The sequence below is a fragment of the Streptosporangium sp. NPDC002544 genome (genome assembly GCF_040295965.1).
Classification (GTDB): domain Bacteria; phylum Actinomycetota; class Actinomycetes; order Streptosporangiales; family Streptosporangiaceae; genus Streptosporangium.
Genome location: NZ_JBEOWJ010000014.1, coordinates 180,534 through 201,600 on the forward strand (window position 1 = coordinate 180,534; position 21,067 = coordinate 201,600).

19 protein-coding genes and 1 pseudogene are annotated in these 21,067 nt (G+C 69.6%); 15 read left to right on the forward strand and 5 right to left on the reverse strand.

Annotated features, from left to right (window positions below):
- Window positions 1-83: 83 nt before the first annotated feature.
- Window positions 84-254: pseudogene (locus tag ABT061_RS22575) on the reverse strand (transposase); the annotation flags it as partial.
- A gap of 35 nt (window positions 255-289) precedes the next feature.
- Window positions 290-1,498, reverse strand: a complete 1,209-nt coding sequence (locus ABT061_RS22580; RefSeq protein WP_350921003.1) for a cysteine desulfurase-like protein — start codon at window positions 1,496-1,498, stop codon at window positions 290-292.
- A 343-nt stretch (window positions 1,499-1,841) separates the two neighbouring features.
- Between ABT061_RS22580 and ABT061_RS22585 the strand changes: the two genes are divergently transcribed.
- The 3 genes from ABT061_RS22585 (at window position 1,842) to ABT061_RS22595 (ending at window position 4,333) form a co-directional block, all read left to right on the forward strand.
- Entirely contained in the window at window positions 1,842-2,645 is an 804-nt protein-coding gene (locus ABT061_RS22585; protein WP_350921005.1) for a class I SAM-dependent methyltransferase, read from the forward strand.
- Window positions 2,646-2,962: 317 nt separating this feature from the next.
- A complete protein-coding gene (locus ABT061_RS22590; protein ID WP_350921007.1) occupies window positions 2,963-3,757 on the forward strand; it encodes a thioesterase family protein in 795 nt (264 codons plus the stop codon).
- 102 nt (window positions 3,758-3,859) lie between these two features.
- Window positions 3,860-4,333, forward strand: coding sequence for a winged helix-turn-helix transcriptional regulator (locus tag ABT061_RS22595; protein ID WP_350921009.1), 474 nt, complete (start codon window positions 3,860-3,862; stop codon window positions 4,331-4,333).
- Window positions 4,334-4,397: 64 nt separating this feature from the next.
- Here the strand turns inward: ABT061_RS22595 and ABT061_RS22600 are convergent, their stop codons facing one another.
- Window positions 4,398-5,033, reverse strand: coding sequence for a DUF305 domain-containing protein (locus ABT061_RS22600; RefSeq protein WP_350921011.1), 636 nt, complete (start codon window positions 5,031-5,033; stop codon window positions 4,398-4,400).
- A gap of 299 nt (window positions 5,034-5,332) precedes the next feature.
- Here ABT061_RS22600 and ABT061_RS22605 point away from each other — a divergent pair, with 299 nt between their 5' ends.
- Complete coding sequence (locus tag ABT061_RS22605) at window positions 5,333-7,072, forward strand: LVIVD repeat-containing protein (RefSeq protein WP_350921014.1); 1,740 nt, start codon at window positions 5,333-5,335, stop codon at window positions 7,070-7,072.
- A 129-nt stretch (window positions 7,073-7,201) separates the two neighbouring features.
- Here ABT061_RS22605 and ABT061_RS22610 read toward each other — a convergent pair whose 3' ends face one another.
- Window positions 7,202-8,017 carry a crotonase/enoyl-CoA hydratase family protein gene (locus ABT061_RS22610; RefSeq protein WP_350921016.1) on the reverse strand — a complete coding sequence of 272 codons (816 nt, stop codon included), beginning with the start codon at window positions 8,015-8,017 and terminating at the stop codon, window positions 7,202-7,204.
- A gap of 319 nt (window positions 8,018-8,336) precedes the next feature.
- Here ABT061_RS22610 and ABT061_RS22615 point away from each other — a divergent pair, with 319 nt between their 5' ends.
- From ABT061_RS22615 to ABT061_RS22655, 9 genes are all read left to right on the forward strand, one after another.
- Window positions 8,337-9,887, forward strand: a complete 1,551-nt coding sequence (locus ABT061_RS22615) for an acyl-CoA synthetase (RefSeq protein ID WP_350921019.1) — start codon at window positions 8,337-8,339, stop codon at window positions 9,885-9,887.
- On the forward strand, window positions 9,877-10,782 hold the full coding sequence (locus ABT061_RS22620; protein ID WP_350921021.1) for a Zn-ribbon domain-containing OB-fold protein: 906 nt from the start codon (window positions 9,877-9,879) through the stop codon (window positions 10,780-10,782). The genes ABT061_RS22615 and ABT061_RS22620 overlap by 11 nt, the downstream gene beginning before the upstream one ends.
- A complete protein-coding gene (locus ABT061_RS22625) occupies window positions 10,783-11,802 on the forward strand; it encodes a thiolase family protein (RefSeq protein WP_350921023.1) in 1,020 nt (339 codons plus the stop codon). It abuts the gene before it with no gap.
- 87 nt (window positions 11,803-11,889) lie between these two features.
- Complete coding sequence (locus tag ABT061_RS22630; RefSeq protein ID WP_350921026.1) at window positions 11,890-13,041, forward strand: thiolase family protein; 1,152 nt, start codon at window positions 11,890-11,892, stop codon at window positions 13,039-13,041.
- A 17-nt stretch (window positions 13,042-13,058) separates the two neighbouring features.
- On the forward strand, window positions 13,059-14,645 hold the full coding sequence (locus tag ABT061_RS22635) for an acyl-CoA synthetase (RefSeq protein ID WP_350921028.1): 1,587 nt from the start codon (window positions 13,059-13,061) through the stop codon (window positions 14,643-14,645).
- Window positions 14,646-14,704: 59 nt separating this feature from the next.
- Window positions 14,705-15,457, forward strand: coding sequence for a hypothetical protein (locus tag ABT061_RS22640; protein WP_350921029.1), 753 nt, complete (start codon window positions 14,705-14,707; stop codon window positions 15,455-15,457).
- Between the two features lie 93 nt (window positions 15,458-15,550).
- Complete coding sequence (locus ABT061_RS22645; RefSeq protein WP_350921031.1) at window positions 15,551-17,008, forward strand: aldehyde dehydrogenase (NADP(+)); 1,458 nt, start codon at window positions 15,551-15,553, stop codon at window positions 17,006-17,008.
- A 152-nt stretch (window positions 17,009-17,160) separates the two neighbouring features.
- A complete protein-coding gene (locus ABT061_RS22650; RefSeq protein ID WP_350921033.1) occupies window positions 17,161-17,331 on the forward strand; it encodes a hypothetical protein in 171 nt (56 codons plus the stop codon).
- Window positions 17,332-17,576: 245 nt separating this feature from the next.
- On the forward strand, window positions 17,577-17,828 hold the full coding sequence (locus ABT061_RS22655; RefSeq protein WP_350921035.1) for a hypothetical protein: 252 nt from the start codon (window positions 17,577-17,579) through the stop codon (window positions 17,826-17,828).
- Window positions 17,829-17,985: 157 nt separating this feature from the next.
- Here the strand turns inward: ABT061_RS22655 and ABT061_RS22660 are convergent, their stop codons facing one another.
- Window positions 17,986-19,518, reverse strand: a complete 1,533-nt coding sequence (locus tag ABT061_RS22660) for an ISL3 family transposase (protein WP_502991466.1) — start codon at window positions 19,516-19,518, stop codon at window positions 17,986-17,988.
- A gap of 193 nt (window positions 19,519-19,711) precedes the next feature.
- Here ABT061_RS22660 and ABT061_RS22665 point away from each other — a divergent pair, with 193 nt between their 5' ends.
- Both ABT061_RS22665 and ABT061_RS22670 read left to right on the forward strand, forming a co-directional pair.
- Entirely contained in the window at window positions 19,712-19,909 is a 198-nt protein-coding gene (locus ABT061_RS22665; RefSeq protein ID WP_350921038.1) for a hypothetical protein, read from the forward strand.
- Window positions 19,910-19,933: 24 nt separating this feature from the next.
- Window positions 19,934-21,046, forward strand: coding sequence for an RNA-guided endonuclease InsQ/TnpB family protein (locus tag ABT061_RS22670; protein WP_350921040.1), 1,113 nt, complete (start codon window positions 19,934-19,936; stop codon window positions 21,044-21,046).
- The last annotated feature ends 21 nt before the right edge of the window (window positions 21,047-21,067 follow it).

Here is a 21,067-nt window from a genome sequence, read left to right on the forward strand (position 1 = left end):
CGGGAACCGCGGAGCGGCCAGGCGGAGACCGCCGCCGTGCTCTCGCGCGAAAGGCTGTGCCCTTGTCATCACGTGCGGCCCGGCGCGGCGTGGGCATAGGCCGGAAACACGCCGATCCGGCCCGCGGTGCCGTTGTGTTGCCGTTGAACCCCCGCCGACCGGGTGCCTTTCTTGACGAAGCCGGCCTCATCCACGATCAGCACGACCTCGGGACCCAGCCGATCGACGACGAAGGGTCGCACGTCATCACGTACCGTATGTGAGCCCGACCCCTCAAGATCGCGAAGTGCTAGACCTGTCGGGCCAGCTCGTGGATGCCCTTCAGTAGCCGGTTCACGTCGGACTCGTCGGTGTACGGCGCGATTCCGGCGCGGAGCGCGCCGGTGTCGCCGAGGCCCAGGCGGCGGGAGCACTCCAGCGCGTAGAAGTTGCCGGCGGGCGCGTTGACGCCGCGTTCGGCCAGGGACAGGTAGGCGTCGGCCGGCCTGACGCGGTCGATGGTGAACAGTGTCGTGGGGGTGCGCCTGCGTGCGGCCGCGCCGTACGAGGTCACTCCGCCGATCTCGGCCAGACCCGCGTCGAGCCGCCCGAGCATGGCCTCCTCGTGCCGCTCCAGCGCGGCCATCGAGGCGGTCAGGCGTTCGCGCCGGGTGCCCGCACCCGGTACGAGGCCGGCGAGGAAGTCGACCGCCGCCGTCGTGCCGGCGAGCAGCTCGTAGGGGAGGGTGCCCAGCTCGAAGCGTTCCGGCACCACGTCGCTGGAGGGGAGCAGCTTGTCCGGGCGGAGGGTCTCCAGCAGCGCGGGGGCGGCGGCGAGCACGCCCAGGTGCGGGCCGAGGAACTTGTACGGCGAGCAGGCGTAGAAGTCGGCGCCGAGCCCTTGAAGGTCGACCGGGCTGTGCGGCGTCAGGTGCACGCCGTCGACGTAGAGCAGCGCTCCGGCCGCGTGTACCCGCTCGGCGATCGCCGGGATGTCCGGCCGGCTGCCCAGCAGGTTCGACGCGGCGGTGACGGCCACCAGCCGGGTGCGCTCGGTGAGCAGGCCGGCGATCGCGGCGACGTCCAGCTCGCCGCGCTCCGGATCGAAGTCGGCCCAGCGGACGGTGACCCCGTGTGCCTCGGCGGTCTGCGTCCAGGGCCGGATGTTCGCGTCGTGGTCCAGCCTGGTGACCACGACCTCGTCACCGGGACGCCACCCCTTGGCGAGCGTGCGGGCCATGTCGTAGGTGAGCTGCGTCATGCTCCGGCCGAACACGATGCCGGTCGGTGTACCGCCGAGCAGGTCGGCCATCGCCTGGCGTGCCTCGACCACGATGCGGTCGGCCCGGCGCTCGGCGGCGGTTCCGGCGCCGCGGTTGGCGACGGCGGCCCGCAGGGTGCCGGCCACGGCGTCCGCCACCTGCTCGGGAACCTGCGAGCCTCCCGGCCCGTCGAAGTGCGCCGCGCCCTCGTCGAGGGCGGGGAAATGCGCCCGTACGGCTGCCACGTCGTATGCCATGAGACCTCCCGGATCGCTGTCGACCCGACCGCGGCCGATCCGCTCGCGAACGGCTTGGCCGAAGCCTATCCAGCCGGGTCCCGGAGGAATCCGCGCGGGGACCCTTCGTCCAGCGGGGAATCCGTCCGCCGGGCAGGTTCCGCAAGGGCGGCCGGCCCACCCGCGCGACAGCGCGAGGCGGGCTGATCCGGCTGCGGGAGCAGGCCGGGGTGGCCTTGCTCCGTGCCGGCGCCCTGTCGGCCTCCTTGCCCGCGGCCCGCGAACGCGGCGCCGGTTCCCGCCGGACTGACGCCGCGAGCTGAATCGCTGTCGCGGCAGGGACCTCGGCGGGCAGGCTGTGGCCATGGATCTGGGATTTCGCGGTGAAGTGGTTGACTTCTACCACCGGTATCGGCGCGGTTACCCCCGGGCCGTCATCGACGCGCTGGTGGAGGCGTTCGAGCTGACCGGGGACGACCTCGTGATCGACCTCGGCTGCGGAACCGGCCAGCTGACCCTGCCGATCGCCGAGCGGGTGCGTGCGGTCCTCGGCGTGGATCCGGAGCCCGACATGCTGCTCCGGGCCCGGCAGGCCGCAGGCGAGCGGGGCATGACGAACCTGAGCTGGATGCTGGGGGCGGACACCGACATACCGGCGCTGGGCGCCCTGTTCGGCGACCGGACCGTGGGCGCGGTGACCATCGGCCAGGCCCTGCACTGGATGAACCATGACGAGCTGTTCCGCGCGCTGGCTCCGCTGGCGCGCTCCGGCGGCGGTGTGGCCGTGGTGGCCAACGGGACTCCGCTGTGGCTGCAGGACACCGCCTGGTCGCGGGCGCTGCGCGGCTGTCTGGAACAGTGGTTCGGGTTCGAAGTCAGCCATGCCTGCGGCACCGACGAGGCGAGCCGGCGGCGATACCGCGACAGTCTGACCGGCGCGGGATTCGCCGTGAGCGAGATCGGCGTCGACTACGGCGACGAACTCGACCTCGACCAGATCGTCGGCGGTGTCTACTCGGCGCTTCCCGTCGACCGACTGCCGGCTCCGGACCGGCGACCACTCTTCGCCGAGCGGATCCGCCACGCCCTGGAGCGGCACCGGCCGTTCACCGAACACGTCCGCGTGGCGATGCTGATCGGCCAGGTCACGGACGAATCCGCACGGTGAGGCATCGGCTTCCGATCGGGTCACTCGCCCGGACGGCGCCTCCATCTGCGTGATCAAGTACAACCCGCCGGCTGACGGACCCCGTGATCCGCGTCGGCGGCCGATTCGTGAGCTCACGGCGTGTTTTCATGACCTGAGGGTTGTTTTTTCAAACTGACTGCTGTTACGGTCCTCGCGTTGGGTTAGTTGGAATATCCAACCCTTGCTGTGCGCGGTGGCGCAGGCGGCCGGGTGCCTGCTCTTCGCCGGCGGTATCGCCTGGTGGGCCTGGCCGCCGTCGCCTCGCTGCGGGTACGTCGTCCGGGAGGGGAGAACTCGTGATCGCGGAAGTCGGCGCCCTGCTCGGGAAACCGGTGGGCGACCTCGTCGATCCGGGAAAGCACCTGTGGGGCTTCGGCGGTGTTCACGGTGGCCTGACCCTCGCGCTGCTGACGGCGGCGATGGGGGAGCAGGCGCCGGGCGCGCTGCTGCAGAGTAGTACGGCGCGCTATCACCGCCCCCTTCACGGAGGGTTCCGCGTCGAGGTCTCGCCGGTGCGTTCCGGCCGTACGCTCTCCTCGCTCGCGGGCCGGGCGACGACGGAGCAGGGCGTCCATGTCGACGCCTCGGCGACGTTCGGGTCTCCCGGTCGCGACTGCTGGCCGGCCGTCTCACCCACCGCGCCGGCCGTGCCGCGACCGGAGGACTGCGAGGTCTTCACGATCCCGCCCGAGTTCGTGGCCATCTCCACGTCCATGGAGATCCGTGCCGTGGGGCCGGATCGTCCCTACGCGGGCGGGACCGAGGCCGAGCTGACCGCCTGGATCCGCCTGGTGGAGGACTCCGAGCCGCCGGACGCGCATCGCCTGATCCTGCTGATGGACGGGCTGGCGCCGTCCTACTCCGCGGTCCTGCGGGAGATGCTGCCCATTCCCACCGTCGAGTTCACCGTACGGCCGGGGGCCGGGCTCGCGCGGGCGGAGTCACCGTGGGTACTCCTGCACGCCCGTACGCATCAGGCGGGCGCCGACGGCTGGATCGACGAGCGGATCGACGCCTGGGGGCCCGACGGGGATCATCTTGGCTCCGCCCGGCAGCTCCGCCTGGTGGCGGGCCGGCCGCGGGATGTGTGACCTCGCCCCGCAGGCCGGCGGCACCGGACCCGAAAAAGGTGCCGAGCGATGAGCCGACCGGGGCCGGTGGGAACGGCGGCCGAGGCGGCTAAACTGCACGGCATGCCAAAGGAGGCTCAGCCGCGCGAGTGCTCCATCGCCGACACCCTGGACCTGGTCGGCGAGCGGTGGAGCCTGCTGGTGATCCGCGAGCTCAGCCACGGCGTGCGGCGGTTCGACGGTATCGTGCTCAACACCGGCGTCTCCCGCGACATCCTCACCGCCCGGCTGCGCAAGCTGGAGGCGGTCGGCATCATCCGGCGGGAGCGCTACAGCGACCACCCCGTACGCTTCGAGTACCACCTCACGCCCGCGGGCGTCGAACTGTGCGACGTCCTGATCACGCTCATGAGGTGGGGCGACCGCCACCTGCATCCCGACGACCCCCCGGTCCGCTGGCAGCACTCCTGCGGCGAGACCCTCGACGCGATGGTCATCTGCCGCCACTGCGGCGGCGAGGCTCGCGTCGGTGCTCACTCACCCACCGGCCGTGGTGTGAAATCCGGAAATACCACGCATACAGCAACCGCTCAGTAGCCGTTATTTCCGCTGTGCAGTGAGCCACCCGCATTCGGCGATCCTCGGGACGGTCGGTGAACGGTTACTCGAGCGGGGTGCCGCCCATTTGGGCGAGGAGTTGTTGCATGCGGTCGATCTCGATGCGCTGGTCCGCGTCGACGTCGGTGGCGAAGCGATAGGTCTCGGGTTCCTGGCCGCCGCCGTCGGCGAAGAGTTTCTCCACCATGCTCAGCGCGCCCGTGTGGTGGCGGATCATGAACTGGACGAAGAGCTTGTCGAACTCGGCGCCGCTCGCCTTCTCCAGTTCGGTGAGCTGCGCCTCGGTGAGCATCCCGGGCATGATCCCGCCGTGCGCGTGGCCGGAGGATCCGTTCGGCACCTGCTTGAGGCGTGCCCGGAGCCAGTTCTGCATCAGCCGGATCTCGTCCTGCTGTGACGCCTTGATCCGTTCGGCGAGCAGCGACAGGTCCCTGCGCGTGCTGCGGGTGGAGACGAGTTCGGCCATCACCAGGGCCTGCGCGTGGTGCGGAATCATCCCCTGCATGAAGCGTACGTCGGCCTCGGTGTACTGCTGCTCCTCGGGTTGGGGCAGCTTGTCGCCGGTGAGCACCTGGCCTGACTGCCCGGGGGCGCCCGGCTGTACGACCGCGGGGGCGCGTTCGGCGGCCTGCTCGGAGCCCTCGGACGTGCACGCCGCGAGAATTGTAACGATAAGCATAAGAGGGAAGACGCGCCGTAGCGGGGATGGCGAGAGCATGATATATATCCGCTTTCGACTCATTGGGCTGAAAGTCCGTAATCAATAGATATCGCAGGGTATAGCACATCCCCTGATGTTCCCCTACAGTTTTTGTGCCGATGCATAGATCTTGGGTGCTTGTGCGGTATGGGTCCTTTGTGTCCCGTATCGCACTGCATTGGGTCATGTCAATGGAGACATTAGAGAAGGAGCTACGACCCATGGGTAAGGGCCGTGCGGCACGTTGGGGACGTGCCGGGTTGAGCAAGCTAGGGGTGATGATCGCTACGGGGGCGGTCGTGGTCGGGATGTTGCCCGCCACGGCCGTAGCGGCCGACGTCGATCCGCGGATCGGTCTCGGTGCTGGATGGCTGGACGCGCAGGAGGCCAGTGCCGGCCTGCAGCTCCTGGCACACCGGGACAAGCCGGAGGGGTTCTTCCAGCCGACGAACGTCGGCAATCTTTCGTACGCCAACTCGGACATGGCGTTCAGTGGCAACCATGCCTTCGTGGGTAACTTCCACGGTTTCAACATCTATGACATCTCCACCCCCGCGAATCCGGCCCTGACCACCTCGGTGGTCTGCCCGGGTGGACAGGGTGACCTGTCGATCCACGGCAACCTGCTGTTCATGGCGGTCGAGGAGACGCGCGGACGGCTCGACTGCGGCACCCAGGGTGCCAGCGGCACCGTCAACCCCGACAGGTTCCGGGGCGTCCGGATCTTCGACGTCAGCGACGTCCAGCACCCGGTGCAGGTGGCGGCGGTCCAGACCTGCCGTGGATCGCACACCCAGTCGCTGGTGACCAGCAAGGACGACCCGGACAACGTCTACGTCTACGTCTCGGGCACGTCCAGCATCCGGTCCGGCAGCGAGCTGGCCGGCTGTGTCAACGGGGCCGCGACGGACCCGAACACGGCGCAGTGGCGGATCGACATCATCAAGGTGCCGCTGGCCGCGCCGCAGAACGCGGCGATCGTGAGCCAGCCCCGCCTGTTCGCCAACCGGGAGACCGGTGCGATCAACGGCCTGCAGAACACCCCGCCCGCGCCCCGGCACCCGTCCGGCTCGACCTGGTCGCCGCAGCCGGTCACGACCCACTGCCACGACATCACCGCCTACCCGGCGATCGGCCTGGCCGCGGCGGCCTGCGCCGGTAACGGTCTCCTGCTCGACATCTCCGACCCGGCCAACCCGGTCAGGCTGGACGAGGTCACCGACCCGAACTTCGCCTACTGGCACTCGGCGACCCTGAACAACGACGGGACGAAGATCGTCTTCACCGACGAGTGGGGTGGCGGCACCGGTGCGCGCTGCCGGACGACCGACGAGCCCTCGTGGGGCGCGAACGCCATCTTCGACATCGTCGACGGCAAGATGCAGTTCCGTAGCTACTACAAGCTCCCGGTGCCTCAGGTCAACCAGGAGAACTGTGTGGCCCACAACGGGTCGCTCGTCCCCGTGCCCGGACGCGACATCATGGTCCAGGCCTGGTACCAGGGCGGCATCTCGGCCTTCGACTTCACCGACTCGGCCAACCCGAAGGAGATCGCCTTCTTCGACCGCGGTCCGGTCAACGCGACCTCGCTGCTCACCGGCGGGTTCTGGTCCGCGTACTACTACAACGGTCACGTCTACGGCAGCGAGATCGCCCGTGGCTTCGACACGCTCGCGCTGACGCCGAGCGAGCACCTGGACAAGGCCGAGGTCGACGCCGCGGCCCTGGTGCGCTACGACAGGTTCAACCCGCAGACCCAGCCGCAGACGGCGTGGGTGCCGAGCTTCGAGGTCGTCCGGGCGTACTACGCGCAGGCGCTGCGTACCGGCACCATGCAGCAGGACACCGCCGACAACGTGCGGAAGTTCGTCGACCGGGCTGAGAAGTTCAAGGACGGTCCGCAGAAGAACGCCGCCGTGGCGCAGCTGAGGGCTGTCTCCAACCAGCTCAACGCCGCCGACAGCGCGCAGGCCGCGCTGATCAAGGCTCTTCGCGACCTGGCCGACGCGCTCAGCTGAACCGAGCCGCGGCGATCCGCGATGAACCGATGAGAGGGGGCGCCCGCCGGGCGTCCCCTCTTCCGCATGAGGGCTTTCGGCGCCTCGGTGATCTCACCGTTCAGGCGGACCGCGAGCACCGTGGGTGGTTCATTTTCCCTGGTAGACGGCCGGGCGCTTCTCGCGGAAGGCGCGGGAGCCCTCCTTGGCGTCCGCCGAGCCGATGACCGGCCAGCCGATGCCGTCGGAGACCTTGAGTGCCTCGGCCTCGGGCATGCCCAGGGTCTCGCGGTAGGTGCGCAGGATGGCCTGGACGGCGAGCGGGCCGCACTCGGCGACCTGGGCGGCGATCTCCAGTGCGACGGCCAGCGCCTGCCCGTCGGGGACGACGCGGTTGACCAGGCCCATGCTCAGTGCCTCCTGCGCGGTGACGGCACGACCGGTCAGCAGGATGTCCATGGCGAAGGCGTACGGGATCTGGCGCGGGAGCCGGATCGCCGAGCCGCCCATCGGGAACAGCGCGCGGCGGGCCTCGAAGAGGCCGAGGGTGGCGGACTCGGCGATCACCCGCAGGTCGGTGCCGACCAGCAGTTCGGTGCCGCCGGCCACCGCGTACCCCTCGACCGCGCAGACGATCGGCTTGGTCGGCAGCGCGTCCGAATCGCGGAGCAGGCCCTTCCAGTGGAAGTCGGGGATGGCCGCGGCCCGCTCCCTGACCCGGGGGTCCTGCGAAGGAGCGCCCATGGCCTTGAGGTCGGCGCCCGCGCAGAACGTCCCGTCCGCGCCGGTCAGGACGGCGACGCGGACCTCGGGCTCGTCGGAGACGTATGCCCAGGCGTCGGCCAGGCCGACCAGCATGTCCGACGAGAGCGCGTTCTTCGCCTCGGGCCGGTCCAGGGTGACGACGACGACATGACCGTCGCGCTCGATCCGGCAGTGTGGCGTGCTGATCGGCAGAAGTTCCACGGGAAGACCTCCGTTACTTTACCAAGCGCTTGGTAGGCAATCCTAGATCCGGCGCGGTCCGCGCCGCCAGGTCGCCCGGCCGTGAGAAGTCTTCCCCGGACGCCTTCCAGGGGGCCGGGTCATCGTGAAATGGTCAAGGTCCATCCAGGAGTCAGGGTGCGTATCAAGCGCTTGCTAGGTGTGCCTCCTGGGGTTAGTCTGCCCATGCGTACAAGAACAGATTCCTGTTCTATTTACCCCGTTCTGCCAGGGCTTGTCGCCATAAAGAGAACATGATTCACTCCGGCGAGCCGGGGCCTTTCGACAGAGAGGATTTCCGATGGGTACGCTCGGTTTCTGGAGACTGGCGCAGGCGGATCCCGAGTGGGTGGCCGCCGTTGATCCCGACGGCACGGAACATCGCGCCGGTGACCTCCTCGCCCGTGCCAACCGCCTCGTCCACGGACTGAGAGAGCTCGGGCTGAAGACGGGCGACGGCATCTGCGGGCTCGTGCCCAACGGCTCCGACGGGCTGGTCCTCTACCTGGCAGCCCTGCAGGCCGGGTGGTACTACACCCCGATCAACTGGCACCTCACCGGTCCCGAGATCGGCTACATCGTGGCGGACAGCGAGGCGCGGGCCTTCTTCATAGACGAGCGCCACGCCACCGAGGGCCTGCGCGGCGTGACCTCCTCGGGCATCGCCGGGGACCGCGTCTTCTCGTTCGGCCAGGTGGACGGGGTGCGGCCCGCCTCGGAGCTGACAGACGGGCAGCCGGACACCGCACCCGCCGACCGTACGGCGGGTGCCACCATGCACTACACCTCCGGCACCACGGGCAAGCCCAAGGGCGTGCGCCGCCCGCTCAACGGCATGGACCCCGACGACGCCGCCGAGCTGATGACCTTCCTGCTCGCCCTGTTCGGCATCACACCGGGCAAGGAGAACGTCCACCTGGTCACCTCGCCGAACTACCACACGGCCGTCACCCAGTTCGGCGGGACGGCCCTGCAGATGGGGCACACGCTCGTCTACATGGACAAGTGGGATGCCGAGCAGACGCTCCGGCTCTGCGAGCGGTACCGCGTCACCAACTCGCACATGGTCCCCACCCACTTCAAGCGCCTGCTCGCGCTCCCCGACGAGGTGAAGTCCCGATACGACCTCTCCTCCCTCAAATGGATGATCCACGCCGCGGCCCCCTGCCCGGTCCCGGTCAAGTGGGCCATGTTCGAGTGGTGGGGCGACTGCATCTACGAGTACTACGCGGCGACCGAGGGCGGCGGCACCATCGCCACCCCGGAGGGTTGGAAGAAACATCCCGGCACCGTCGGCACCGCCTGGCCGATCAGCGAGCTGCTCATCGTGGACGAGGACATGGAGCCCGTCCCGACCGGGACCCCCGGCACCATCTACATGAAGATGATGGGCGTCAGGTTCGAGTACAAGGGCGACCAGGAGAAGACCGAGGCCGGCCGGCTGCAGGACCACTTCACCGTCGGTGACATCGGTTACCTGAACGAGGAGGGCTTCCTCTTCCTCTGTGACCGCAAGGCCGACATGATCATCTCCGGTGGGGCCAACATCTACCCGGCCGAGATCGAGAACGAGCTGATGGTCCACCCCAAGGTCGGCGACGTGGCCGTGTTCGGCATCCCCGACGAGGAGTGGGGCGAGCAGATCAAGGCGGTGGTCGAGCCGGCCCCGGGAGTGGTGCCCTCGCCCGAGCTGGCCGCCGAGCTCATCGAGTCGCTGAGAGGCCGCCTGTCGAAGATGAAGTGGCCCAAGTCCGTCGACTTCATCGGCGAGATGCCCCGCGAGCCCAACGGCAAGCTCCTCAAACGCAAGCTACGTGACCCGTACTGGGAGGGACACGAACGTGCCATCTAGCGATCCAACGACCCTGCGGGCTCGGCACACGCTGGAGTTCCCCGGCGGATACACGCGTACGACGGGACCGGTGATCGGACGCTTCCTCACCGAGTTGCGGGACGGGCGCGTCGTCGGGGTCCGTACGGCGGCCGGGCGGACACTGGTGCCGCCGCTGGAGTACGACCCCGACACCGGCGATGCCGTCACCGAGGAGTTCGTCGAGGTCGGGCCGGCCGGGACCGTCGAGAGCTGGGCGTGGGTGAACACCCCGAGGAAGGGCCACCCGCTGGACCGGCCGTTCGCCTGGGCGCTGATCCGGCTGGACGGAGCCGACACCGCGCTGGTGCACGCGGTGGACGCGGGAGACGTCAAGGCCATGCGCCCCGGGCTGCGGGTACGCCCCCGCTGGCGGGCCGAGCGCACCGGGCACATCACCGACATCGAGAGCTTCGTTCCCGAGGTCACCAGGATCGTCTCCGAGGTCCGCGTCGAGTACTCGCTCCGGCCAGGCCTGGCGCTGGCCCGATTCCTGCAGGGCGTCGCCGAGGGCGTCTTCATCGGCTGCCGGTGCGGCACCTGCCACAAGGTCTACGTGCCCTACCGGCTGTCCTGCCCCGAGTGCGGAGTCTCGATCACCGAGGAGGTGGTCGTCCCCGACATCGGCACGGTCACCACCTTCGCCATCAACAACCTGCCCGACCCGCGCGCCCCCGAGGTGCCGTTCGTCTCGGCCTACATCCAGCTCGACGGCGCCGACATCCCGATGATCGCCCTGGTCGGCGGGATCGCGGCCCACGAGGTGCGCCAGGGCATGCGGGTGCGGGCCGTGTGGGTGCCCGAGGAGGAGCGGACGATGTCCATGTCGAACATCAAGTGGTTCGCCCCCACCGGCGAGCCGGACGTGGAGCTGTAGATGCGTGAGATAGCGATCGTCGCGTTCGCGCAGACCAGGCACAGCGCCGTCGACGAGGGACAGAGCGAGTCCGAGCTCATCCTGCCCCCGCTGGAGACGGTCAGGGCCGCCACGGGGCTGCGGAAGTTCGGTTTCACCTGCTCGGGGTCGTGTGACTATCTGGCGGGCGCCCCGTTCTCCTTCGTCTCCGCGCTCGACGCGCTCGGTGCCTGGCCGCCGATCTCGGAGAGCCACGTCGAGATGGACGCGGCCTGGGCGCTGTACGAGGCCTGGGTCAGGCTGCAGCACGGCGACGTCGACTCGGCCCTGGTCTACGGCTTCGGCAAGTCCTCCCAGGGGGACCTGCGGGAGATCATGACGCTCCAGCTGGACCCGTACTACCTGGCCCCCCTCGGCCTGGACCAGGTCTCCTTCGCCGCGCTCCAGGCGTCGGCCACCGGGGCGGAGCGGGCCGAGCTGGACGAGATCGTGCGGCGCAGCCGCGCCGACGGGAGAGCCAACCCCTACGCCCTCGACCTGCCGGAACCGGCGGGGGAGGGGGCCGAGGTCGAGCCGCTGCGGCCGTACGACATCGCCCCGATCACCGACGGCGCCGCCGCGGTGGTGCTGGCGGCGGGAGACCTGGCCAGGGAGCTGTGCGAGCGCCCCGCGTGGATCACCGGGATCGCGCACCGGATAGAACCCCACTACCTGGGCATGCGGGATCTCGCCCGGTCGGCCTCCGCCGCGGACGCCGCACGAGCGGCGGGGGTCGGCAAGGGTGACGTCGAGGTGGCCGAGCTGCACGCCCAGTTCAGCCACGAGGAGATCATCCTGCGCCGGGCGCTGGAGCTTCCCGAGGGCACCCGGGTCAACCCGAGCGGCGGCCCCCTCGCGGCCAACCCGGTCATGGCCACCGGCCTCATCAGGATCGGCGAGGCGGCCCGACACATCCTGGACGGCACCGCGAGCCGCACCCTCGGACACGCCACCAGCGGCCCCTGCCTCCAGCACAACCTCGTCACCGTGATGGAGGCCTGAGAATGGAGCGAACCCGACGCAGTGAGCGGAGTGGGCCGCGCCGCGAAGCAAGTGGTCCGCGAAGTGAGCGAGGAGCGGTGAGCGACCATGAGTAACCCCTGCGCGGTCATCGGTGTCGGTCAGACTCGCTACACGACCAAGCGGCACGACGTCTCCATCGCCGGCCTGGTCCGCGAGGCGGCCCTGCGCGCTCTCCAGGACGCGGGCCTGACCTGGAAGGACATCGACGCGGTGGTCATCGGTAAGGCGCCCGACCTGTTCGAGGGCGTGATGATGCCCGAGGCGTACCTGGCCGACGCGCTGGGCGCCGCGGGCAAGCCGGTGATGCGGGTCCACACCGCGGGCTCGGTCGGCGGCTCCACCGCGCTGGTCGGTGCCTCGCTGATCCAGGGCGGCGTGCACGACCGGGTGCTGGTGGTGGCCTTCGAGAAGCAGTCGGAGTCCAACGCGACCTGGGCGCTCTCCACCCACCAGCCGTTCAGCGCCTCGCTGGTCGTCGGTGCGGGCGGCTACTTCGCCCCGCACATCCGCGAGTACATCCGCCGCTCCGGCGCCCCCGAGCACATCGGCCACCTGGTGGCCGTCAAGGACCGGCAGAACGCCCTGAAGAACCCGTACGCCCATCTGAGGATCCCCGGGATCAACCTGAAGATGGTCGAGTCGACCCCGATGCTCTGGGAGCCGATCCGCTATCTCGACACCTGCCCGTCCTCCGACGGTGCCTGCGCGATGGTGCTGTCCGCCGCCGACAAGCTCACCGACAGCACACCGGCCTGGGTCCTCGGCACCGCGATGCGCTCCGAGCCGATCTTTCGCGCGGGCCGCGACACGGTGAACCCGCAGGGTGGCAAGGACTGCGCGGCGGACGTCTACCGGCAGGCCGGGATCACCGACCCGCGCAGGGAGATCGACGTGGCGGAGGTGTACGTGCCCTTCTCCTGGTACGAGCCGATGTGGCTGGAGAACCTCGGTTTCGCCGCCGAGGGGGAGGGCTGGAAGCTCACCGAGTCCGGGGCGACCGCGCTGGACGGCGACATTCCGTGGAACGCCTCGGGCGGCGTGCTGTCGAGCAACCCGATCGGCGCCTCCGGGCTGATCCGGTTCGCCGAGGCGGCGCTCCAGGTCAGGGGGATGGCGGGGGAGCACCAGGTGGACGGCGCCAGGCGGGCCCTCGGGCACGCGTACGGGGGAGGCGCCCAGTTCTTCGCGATGTGGATGGTCGGCAGCGACAGACCCTGATCCCCCCAGGAGGGCCCATGGAGTTCAACCACGCAGATCTGTTCGAGGGGATCGTGGACGCGGTTGGGGACCGCACCGCCGCCATCTGCGGTGATGATCGCCGGACCTACGCGGAACTGGACGCGGAGGCCAATCGGCTCGCGCACTATCTGCTCGACCGGGGCGTCTCGGCCGGGCAGCACGTGGGCATCCACCTCTACAACGGCATCGAGTACCTGGTGGGGATGCTGGCCGCGCTCAAGATCCGGGCCGTGCCGATCAACGTGAACTACCGTTACGTCGAGGCCGAACTGCTCTACCTCTACCAGGACTCCGACATCGTGGCGCTCCTGTTCGACGTGGAGTTCGACGGCCGGGTGGCGGCCACCGCCCCACAGGCCCCGCGGCTCCGGCACCTGATCGCGGTGGGCGGGCCGTCCGAGGTCGAGACGGCGGTGCCGTACCAGGAGGCGCTGGCGGCCGGGTCACCGGAGCGGGGGTTCCCCGCGCGGTCCGGCGACGACGTCTACATCATCTACACCGGTGGCACGACCGGCATGCCCAAGGGCGTGATGTGGCGGGTCGAGGACCTGTTCTTCGCCTTCGGCGGCGGCAATCCGGGCGGGGAGCCGCGGGCCACGCCGGAGGAGGTGATCGAGGCGGCCGTGGCCTCCGGACCTGTCACCATGCTGGCGGCGGCCCCGCTGATGCACGGCGCGGCCCAGATGGCCACCTTCATCACCTGGTGGATGGGCGGAACCATGGTCTACGTCCGCAAGTTCGACGCGGCCGAGGTACTGCGCGCGATCGAGCGGGAGGGGGTCCTGACGATCAACATCACCGGCGACGCGATGGCCCGTCCGCTGATCGACGAGCTCGAGGGCGGCGGCTACGACCTGTCGTCGCTGTTCGTGCTCAGCTCCACCGGCGCCATCCTGACCGGCTCCCTCCGCGACCGCCTGGCGGAACTGCTGCCCGGCAGGATGATCCTGGACAACTTCGGGTCCAGCGAGTCCGGATACACCGCCTCGGCGATCCCCGGCTCCTCGCCCGAGTCGGGCCAGCGCTTCCAGGCCAACGTCGCGGTCGACCTGGCCGTGCTCAACGAGAGGCTGGAGCCGGTCAAGCCCGGCGGGGGTGAGCTGGGCATGGTCGCCAGGAGCGGCCGGATCGCCTCCGGCTACTACAAGGACGACGACAAGACCGGCAAGACCTTCGTGACCGACTCAGGCGGCGTGCGCTGGCTGCTCACCGGCGACATGGGCCAGGTCGAGGAGGACGGTACCATCGCGATCTTCGGGCGAGGTTCGGTCTGCATCAACACCGGCGGTGAGAAGGTGTTCCCCGAGGAGGTCGAGGCGGTGCTCAAGGGGCACCCGGCGGTCTTCGACGCGGTCGTCACCGGCATCCCCGACGAGCGCTGGGGCAGCCAGGTCGCCGCGGTGGTCGAACTCCGTCCCGGCGCGACCCCTGCGGTGGAGGACCTCGACGCGCACTGCCGGGCGAAGCTCTCCGGTTACAAGGTGCCCAGGACCTTCGCCTTCGTCGACGAGATGGTCCGCTCCCCGGCGGGCAAGGCCGACTACCGCTGGGCCAGGGAGACCGCCCAGGCCGCCCGGTCCTGATCCGCTTTTCGCGGGGAAGGGCGGGTGAACCAAGTCGGTTTTCGGTCCGTCACAGTGGTGTGATCCGTTCTCTGCTGGCCGTCGTGCTTCTGCTGACCGGCTGTTCCGCGACCGCCGAAAGCACCGCGACCGTAAAGACCAGCGCGACCGCCGAAACCAGCGCGCCCGTCGCGCGGGCCGGAGCTCGGACCGACGATGTCGTGATCCGGTTCCTCAGGTGCGGCCCGATGACCTGCGTCGGCGGTGACAGCCTGAGTGTCACCGGTGACGGGCGGGCCGTCTCGCTGCGGGACGGGGAGCTGGTCGCCGTCCCGCTCTCCGCGGCCGAGCTGGGGGACCTGCGGACCGGGCTGGTCGCGGCCCTGGCGGGACGGGAGGGCACCCTCGACCGTACCGGGGGAGCCACCGACCAGCCCTTCACCGTCATCACCGTGACCGGCCAGGACGGGAAGGTCCACGAGAACCGGCTGGAGGGGGCGCCGCTGGTGGAGGACGAGCGGATCGTCGCCGCCGGTGAGCGGCTCACGGCGCTGACCGGCCGGATCCGGGCCACCGGCACGCCGGACCGCACCGCGCCGATCACCGTGACGCTGTACGAGGGCCGCGGTGTCCGGCCCATCCGGCAGGCGAGCTGGCCCGAGGGCGTCCTCGCGCCGGCGCTGGACCCGGCTTCCGGGAACCTCTCCTCCCAGACGTACCGGGGAGAGGAGGCGAAGGCGCTGCGCACCGCCCTGGGCGCGGCCGAGGAGCACGTGGCGGTGGTGGTCGGGGGCCAGACGCTGATCGCCCGCTGGGAGGCGGAGCTTCCCTAGTGCCGGTCCATGGGGTGGCCGCTGTTGTGGAAAGCGCTTACCGTAGGAGGGTGGTCCAGCGAGCCGCGACAGGCTCCACTGAGGAAAGGCTCCGTGTTGATCCACTCAATTGATCCCAGGACCGGCGAGCCCGCCGGGGACCCCTACCCGCTGACCTCGGACGGCGAGGTGGACGCGGTCGTCGGAGCCGCCCGCGCGGCGGGACCCGCCTGGCGTTCCGCCGACCGGGCGCCGGTGCTTGAGGCGGTCGCGGCGGCGCTGGAGGCGAACGTCGAGGAGCTCTGGCGGGCCGCCGACGCCGAGACCGCGCTCGGGGAGACCCGGCTCCGCGGCGAGGTGGGGCGGGCCGCGGGCCAGTTCCGGCTCTTCGCCCAGGTGCTGCGGGACGGCGGGCACGTGGAGGCGGTGATCGACCACGCGACGGCCCAGCCGCCGGTCCCCGACCTGCGGCGGATGAACCACCCGCTGCCCGGCGTGGCCGGTGTCTTCGCGGCGAGCAACTTCCCGTTCGCCTTCTCGGTCGCGGGCGGTGACACCGCCTCGGCGCTGGCCGCCGGATGCCCGGTGGTGGTCAAGGCGCACGACGGGCACCCATGCACCTCGGAGCTGTCGCAGAAGGTCATCCAGAGCGCGCTGCCCGATCCGGCACTCCTGGGCCTGGTCCGCGGGCTCGACGCGGGAAAGCGGCTGGCCACGCACCCTTCCGTGGTGGCCGTGGGGTTCACCGGCTCCGTCCCCGGGGGCAAGGCCGTCCAGGCTCTCATCGCCGAGCGCCCGGAACCCATCCCGTTCTACGGCGAGCTGGGCAGCGTCAACCCCGTCGTCGTGCTGCCCTCGGCCGACCGCGAAGGGCTCGCCCAGGGGTTCGCCGCCTCGCTGACCCTCGGCACCGGTCAGTTCTGCACCAACCCCGGACTGGTCTTCGTCCCTGACGACACCGAGCTCCTGACCTCCATCTCCGAGGCGGTCTCCGCGACCGCGGGCGGGCCGATGCTCACCGAGCGGATCCGGGGCGGCTTCCTGCACGGGCTGGCCAGGCTCGGCAAGCTCACCACGCTGGCCGAGGGGCAGCCGGGCGAGGGGGCCTTCGCGGTGGCGCCGCAGGTGTTCGTCACCGATCTGGCGTCGTTCGCCGACGCCCTGCCCGACATCGCCGAGGAGTGCTTCGGCCCGGTCTCCGTCGTCGTGGTCTACGGCGACGCGGCGGAGCTGCCCGCCGTACTGGAGAGGCTGGACGGCTCGCTGACCGCCACGATCCACGCCACCGACCCCGGCGAGGCGCGGGAGAGCGCCGAGGTGCTGCTCAGGAAGGCGGGCCGGTTGATCTGGAACGGCTGGCCGACCGGTGTCGCGGTCCGCTGGGCCATGCACCACGGCGGCCCCTGGCCCGCGAGTACGGCCGCCGCGCACACCTCGGTCGGCGCCGCCGCGATCCGCAGGTGGCTGGTCCCCACCGCCTACCAGGACTGGCCCGCCGAGCTGCTCCCAGCCGAACTGCGCGACGACAACCCCCTCGGCATTCCCCGCCGGGTCGACGGGGTGGTCTCCTAGGCGCGGGTCGTCTGTCGGCCGCTGCTCCTCCGGCCCGTCCGACCTGCCCGGTGGCCTGCGCCCTCTGCGTGGGCGGGCCACCGGCGAACGGCAGGACCCGCCTCGCCCGACACAGCTCCGCGACCTGCTGGACGAGCAGGCCGCGGAGCCGCATGCGAGGTCCGTGGCTTAGGGCGGTCGCCGCCGACCCGTCGATGACCTCGTTCCTGCCCGACTGGGTGGAGGCGATTCTCGTTCCGCTGTTGCCGACCGGTCTGGTGGCGCTGGCCGGCTGCAAGGTCAGGCACACCCCGCGGCCGGCCCCCCCGGCCGACCAGCGGTAGCAGCCGCACACAGGAGAGCGCCCCGCTCCTTCCAGGCGCATTCCAGAAGTCGTCGCAACACTGTGACCGGTTACTGGCAGCGGGAAGCTTAGCGGTCCTGTACGGCAGTCGCCGGCGGGCGTACTCCGGCTTTCACGTGCACGCCTTGTTCTCCCTCCCAGGCAAGCAGGCCGTTACGTAGGGTAGTAGATACATAACTCTGGGTAGTCGAGTCTCGGATCGTTCAACTCTCCTTGGAGGCATACATGTGTCCCACCCGCCGAGCACTCGCTCTCGTTCTGAGCACGGCCGCCGCAGGCACCCTGCTCGTCCTCACCCCCACGGTCGCCCAAGCCGATGACTATCACCCCACCAACTACACCCACCATCTCTACGCGTGGTGCATGGCCCACGGCAATACATACAAGACCAGCGGTGCCGTCAAGGACTACACATGCAGGCTGGACTCGGGCACCCCGCTCCTTGATGCCATCTACCGCTTGTGGGTTAAATATTAAATAACCCGCAGCCCATCCCATATGCGCTTTACGACACAAGGGCGGCGTGGAGTTCCGCGAGTGATCCAAGGCCGCTCTTGATCAATCACTAACACTGTTCCCTCTGGGTATGTCCAGTTGTTAACGGCTCTGGCTCACTTTCGGTGGTGACGGAGCGTTAGGCCAGAAGTATGCGGTGACGGAGCAGCGTGAAGCTGGCGCGGCCGTGCATCTGGCGCATGATGCGCTTGGTCTTGGTGTTCACGCCTTCGGTGCCGCCGTTGTGATAGGGCAAGGTCAGGGCCGCGCGAACGGCATCGCGGTCCTGGTCGAGACCGCGGGTGAAAGCGTGCAGGTGAGGGAGATCGGCGGCACGGGCAGTGGCGATCCAATCGTCGAGGCAGTCGGCGTTGCCATCATGCGGCTGGAGCAGGCCAGTGAAGCCACGGACGAGCCCGGCCAACTCGATCATCTCCGAGCAGGCGACGGTGAGGCCGTCCAACAGGCGTCGCTGCTTATCGGTGAGGTTGCCGGGCCGGGTGAGCAAGAGCCGGGCCAGGCGGCGCGGCGAGATGGGCGGGCGCTCGCCCTCAGCCCGGCCTTGGGTGATGTAGCGGTACAGGAGGTTGAAGCTGCCCCGGTAGCCGAGGGCCTTGATCTCGGTGAACAAGTGCAAGACAGGGGCGGCTGGATCATCGGCGCGGCGGCTTTTGAGGTGGTCACGGTAGGGATCGACCAAGGTGGGCCGGTACTGCGGGGCACGCTGTAGACGCTCCGGTTCGGGCACGCGCGCATAGCGCTTGACGGTATTGAGGGAAAGGTTCAACCGGCGTGCGCATTCCAGCAGGCCTACGCCCTTGCCGACCAGGTCGTGGACCTGGTGCCAGCGCTCGCGAGTGGTCTGTGCGCGCTTGCCGTCCTGCAGGGGCACTGCGGCCGTGGCCCAGCAGGCGCTGTGCGCGGCGACCTCCTTGGCGGCGGCTTCGCCGAGGCCCTGCCACAGGTGCCACCGGTCGGTGACCTGGATGGCCTCCGGGAGGGCACGGCGGATCGCCTCAGCGTAGGCGCTCGAGCCGTCCCGGCACACGACCTGCACTCCGGGATGGGTGCGAAGCCAGGCTTCCAAGGTGTCGGCGGTGCGGTCGGCCAAGACATCGACGCGCTCGCGGGTCTCGGCGTTGATGAGCACGGTGGCATAGCGGTGGCGTCGGCGCAGAGCGAAGTCGTCCACCCCCAGCACCCGAGGCACCGGTGGCTGAGGCGAGGGCAGGCGCAGCAGGATGCGCAGAGTGGTATGCCGGGACAGGCGCATGGCCAGGGCTGATAAGGCTCGCGCGCCGGCGTGTCCGGCCAGTTCGCGGACCACCGCGCCGATCTGGCAGGCCAGGTGGGGTGTGCGGCGTTGGTAGCGTTCCAGCACGCCGGGGAGTTGTTCGCGGAAGGTCTGGCGGCAGCCGCGTGTCGGGCAGACCAGGCGACGGATGCGTACCACTATCAGCACGTGGCGTGCGTCGACGGGCACATCGGCCACGCTCCGCTCGTGATAGCCGTGCACACGCGCCGTCTGGGCCCCGTACCCCGGGCAGGTAGCCGGCCCGTGCGGAGTTCGCGCCCGCACCCGGATCCGCTTGCCTTCGTCCGCCACATCCTGCACGACCAGTGGCGATAACCCCGAAAACACCGTACTCACCAGCTCGTTGACATCACGCACAACTCACCGTGACGCAGCAGGACGTTTGGTTACCACCGAATCTGCGACAGAGCCTAGAAACGGTGGAATTGGCGGGGGGTCGGCGGCTGAATACTCCGTTTACCTGGGAGAACGTAGCCGAGCCTCCTGCCGGTCATCCAGATTTGAGACAGTCCCGATACTTGCTTTGGTCCACCAAGCGCATGGCCAGTCGATGCTGCCAGCCAAGGACAAAGAACTGGTCGACCGGCTGCTTGATCGAGCGGCCGAGCTTGTGGATCAGGTCGACGACGAGCATCCCTGGGGCAACGCCTGCCGTCGTACCCGCGGATACAGCGAGGTTCAGCAGTGCTTGCGAGGAACCTCGGGCCTTCAGGTTCGAGAGGAATCGCATATGGTGCCGCGCGTTTGACGAATCAACGCTACAGTTCACAGTGTGAAATTCGTTGTGCAGGTCCGGCTGTTCCCCACGCCCGCCCAGGAGGCGGCGCTGGCGGACACGCTGCGCCTGTGCAACGAAGCCGCCAACCTCGTCTCTCGCCTCGCGTGGGAGACGAAGACGTTCCGCAACTACGACCTGCGGGCGCACTCCTACGGCGAACTGAAGGCCATGGGCTTGTCGGCCCAGCCCGCCCAGCACGTCATCAAGAAGGTCTCCGACGCCTACACGACGGTGAAAGCCCAGGTGAAGGCGAGGCTCCGCAAGCCCCTCACCAAGCCGATCGGTTTCCGCCCGGACGCCGCCCAGCCGTTCGACGATCGGTGCCTGTCCTGGCAGGTCGAGGCCCGCACCGTGTCGATCTGGGCCACCGGCGGCCGGATGAAAGGCATCCGGTTCGCCTGCTCCGACGACCAAGCCCGCGCGCTGGCCGCCTACCGCAAGGGCGAATCCGACCTGATCCACCGAGACGGTAGGTGGCTGCTGATTGCCACCTGCGACGTCCCCGATGCCGACGTCACCGAACCCGACGCCTTTCTCGGCGTTGACCTCGGCATCGCGAACATCGCCACCACCGGCGACGGCAAGCGGCACTCCGGCAGGCACCTGAACGCGGTCCGGCACCGCAACCGGGAGCTGCGTCGCCGCCTGCAGGCCAAGCAGACCAAGTCCGCCAAGCGCCTGCTGAAGGCCCGCAGGCGCAAGGAGTCCCGGTTCGCCCGGGACGTCAACCACCGCATCTCCAAAAGCATCGTGACCGAGGCGCAACGCACCGGGCGCGGCATCGCCCTGGAAGACCTCCAGGGCATCCGCGAGCGGGTACGGCTCCGTAAGCCCCAGCGGGTCACGTTGCACTCGTGGTCGTTTCACCAACTCGGCCAGTTCGTCGCCTACAAGGCCCGCCGCGCGGGTGTCGCCGTGGTCCACGTCGACCCCGCGTACACATCCCAGGGGTGTTCGGTATGCGGCCACGTCGACAAACGCAACCGGCCGGACCAGGAAACCTTCTTCTGTACGTCGTGCGGCTTCGCTGAGCACGCCGACGTCAACGCGGCTCGTAACATCGCCTCACGCGGTGTCACAAGCTGGGCAGTGAGTCACGCTGCCTGACGCGGACCAGACCGTCGAAGC

Bases quoted from the DNA above. Each gene is read 5' to 3' on its own strand.
- ABT061_RS22580 (WP_350921003.1), bottom strand. From the start codon at position 1,498: ATGGCATACGACGTGGCAGCCGTACGGGCGCATTTCCCCGCCCTCGAC.
- ABT061_RS22585 (WP_350921005.1), top strand. From the start codon at position 1,842: ATGGATCTGGGATTTCGCGGTGAAGTGGTTGACTTCTACCACCGGTAT.
- ABT061_RS22595 (WP_350921009.1), top strand. From the start codon at position 3,860: ATGCCAAAGGAGGCTCAGCCGCGCGAGTGCTCCATCGCCGACACCCTG.
- ABT061_RS22600 (WP_350921011.1), bottom strand. From the start codon at position 5,033: ATGCTTATCGTTACAATTCTCGCGGCGTGCACGTCCGAGGGCTCCGAG.
- ABT061_RS22605 (WP_350921014.1), top strand. From the start codon at position 5,333: ATGATCGCTACGGGGGCGGTCGTGGTCGGGATGTTGCCCGCCACGGCC.
- ABT061_RS22615 (WP_350921019.1), top strand. From the start codon at position 8,337: ATGGGTACGCTCGGTTTCTGGAGACTGGCGCAGGCGGATCCCGAGTGG.
- ABT061_RS22625 (WP_350921023.1), top strand. From the start codon at position 10,783: ATGCGTGAGATAGCGATCGTCGCGTTCGCGCAGACCAGGCACAGCGCC.
- ABT061_RS22630 (WP_350921026.1), top strand. From the start codon at position 11,890: ATGAGTAACCCCTGCGCGGTCATCGGTGTCGGTCAGACTCGCTACACG.
- ABT061_RS22635 (WP_350921028.1), top strand. From the start codon at position 13,059: ATGGAGTTCAACCACGCAGATCTGTTCGAGGGGATCGTGGACGCGGTT.
- ABT061_RS22650 (WP_350921033.1), top strand. From the start codon at position 17,161: ATGCGAGGTCCGTGGCTTAGGGCGGTCGCCGCCGACCCGTCGATGACC.
- ABT061_RS22655 (WP_350921035.1), top strand. From the start codon at position 17,577: ATGTGTCCCACCCGCCGAGCACTCGCTCTCGTTCTGAGCACGGCCGCC.
- ABT061_RS22665 (WP_350921038.1), top strand. From the start codon at position 19,712: ATGCTGCCAGCCAAGGACAAAGAACTGGTCGACCGGCTGCTTGATCGA.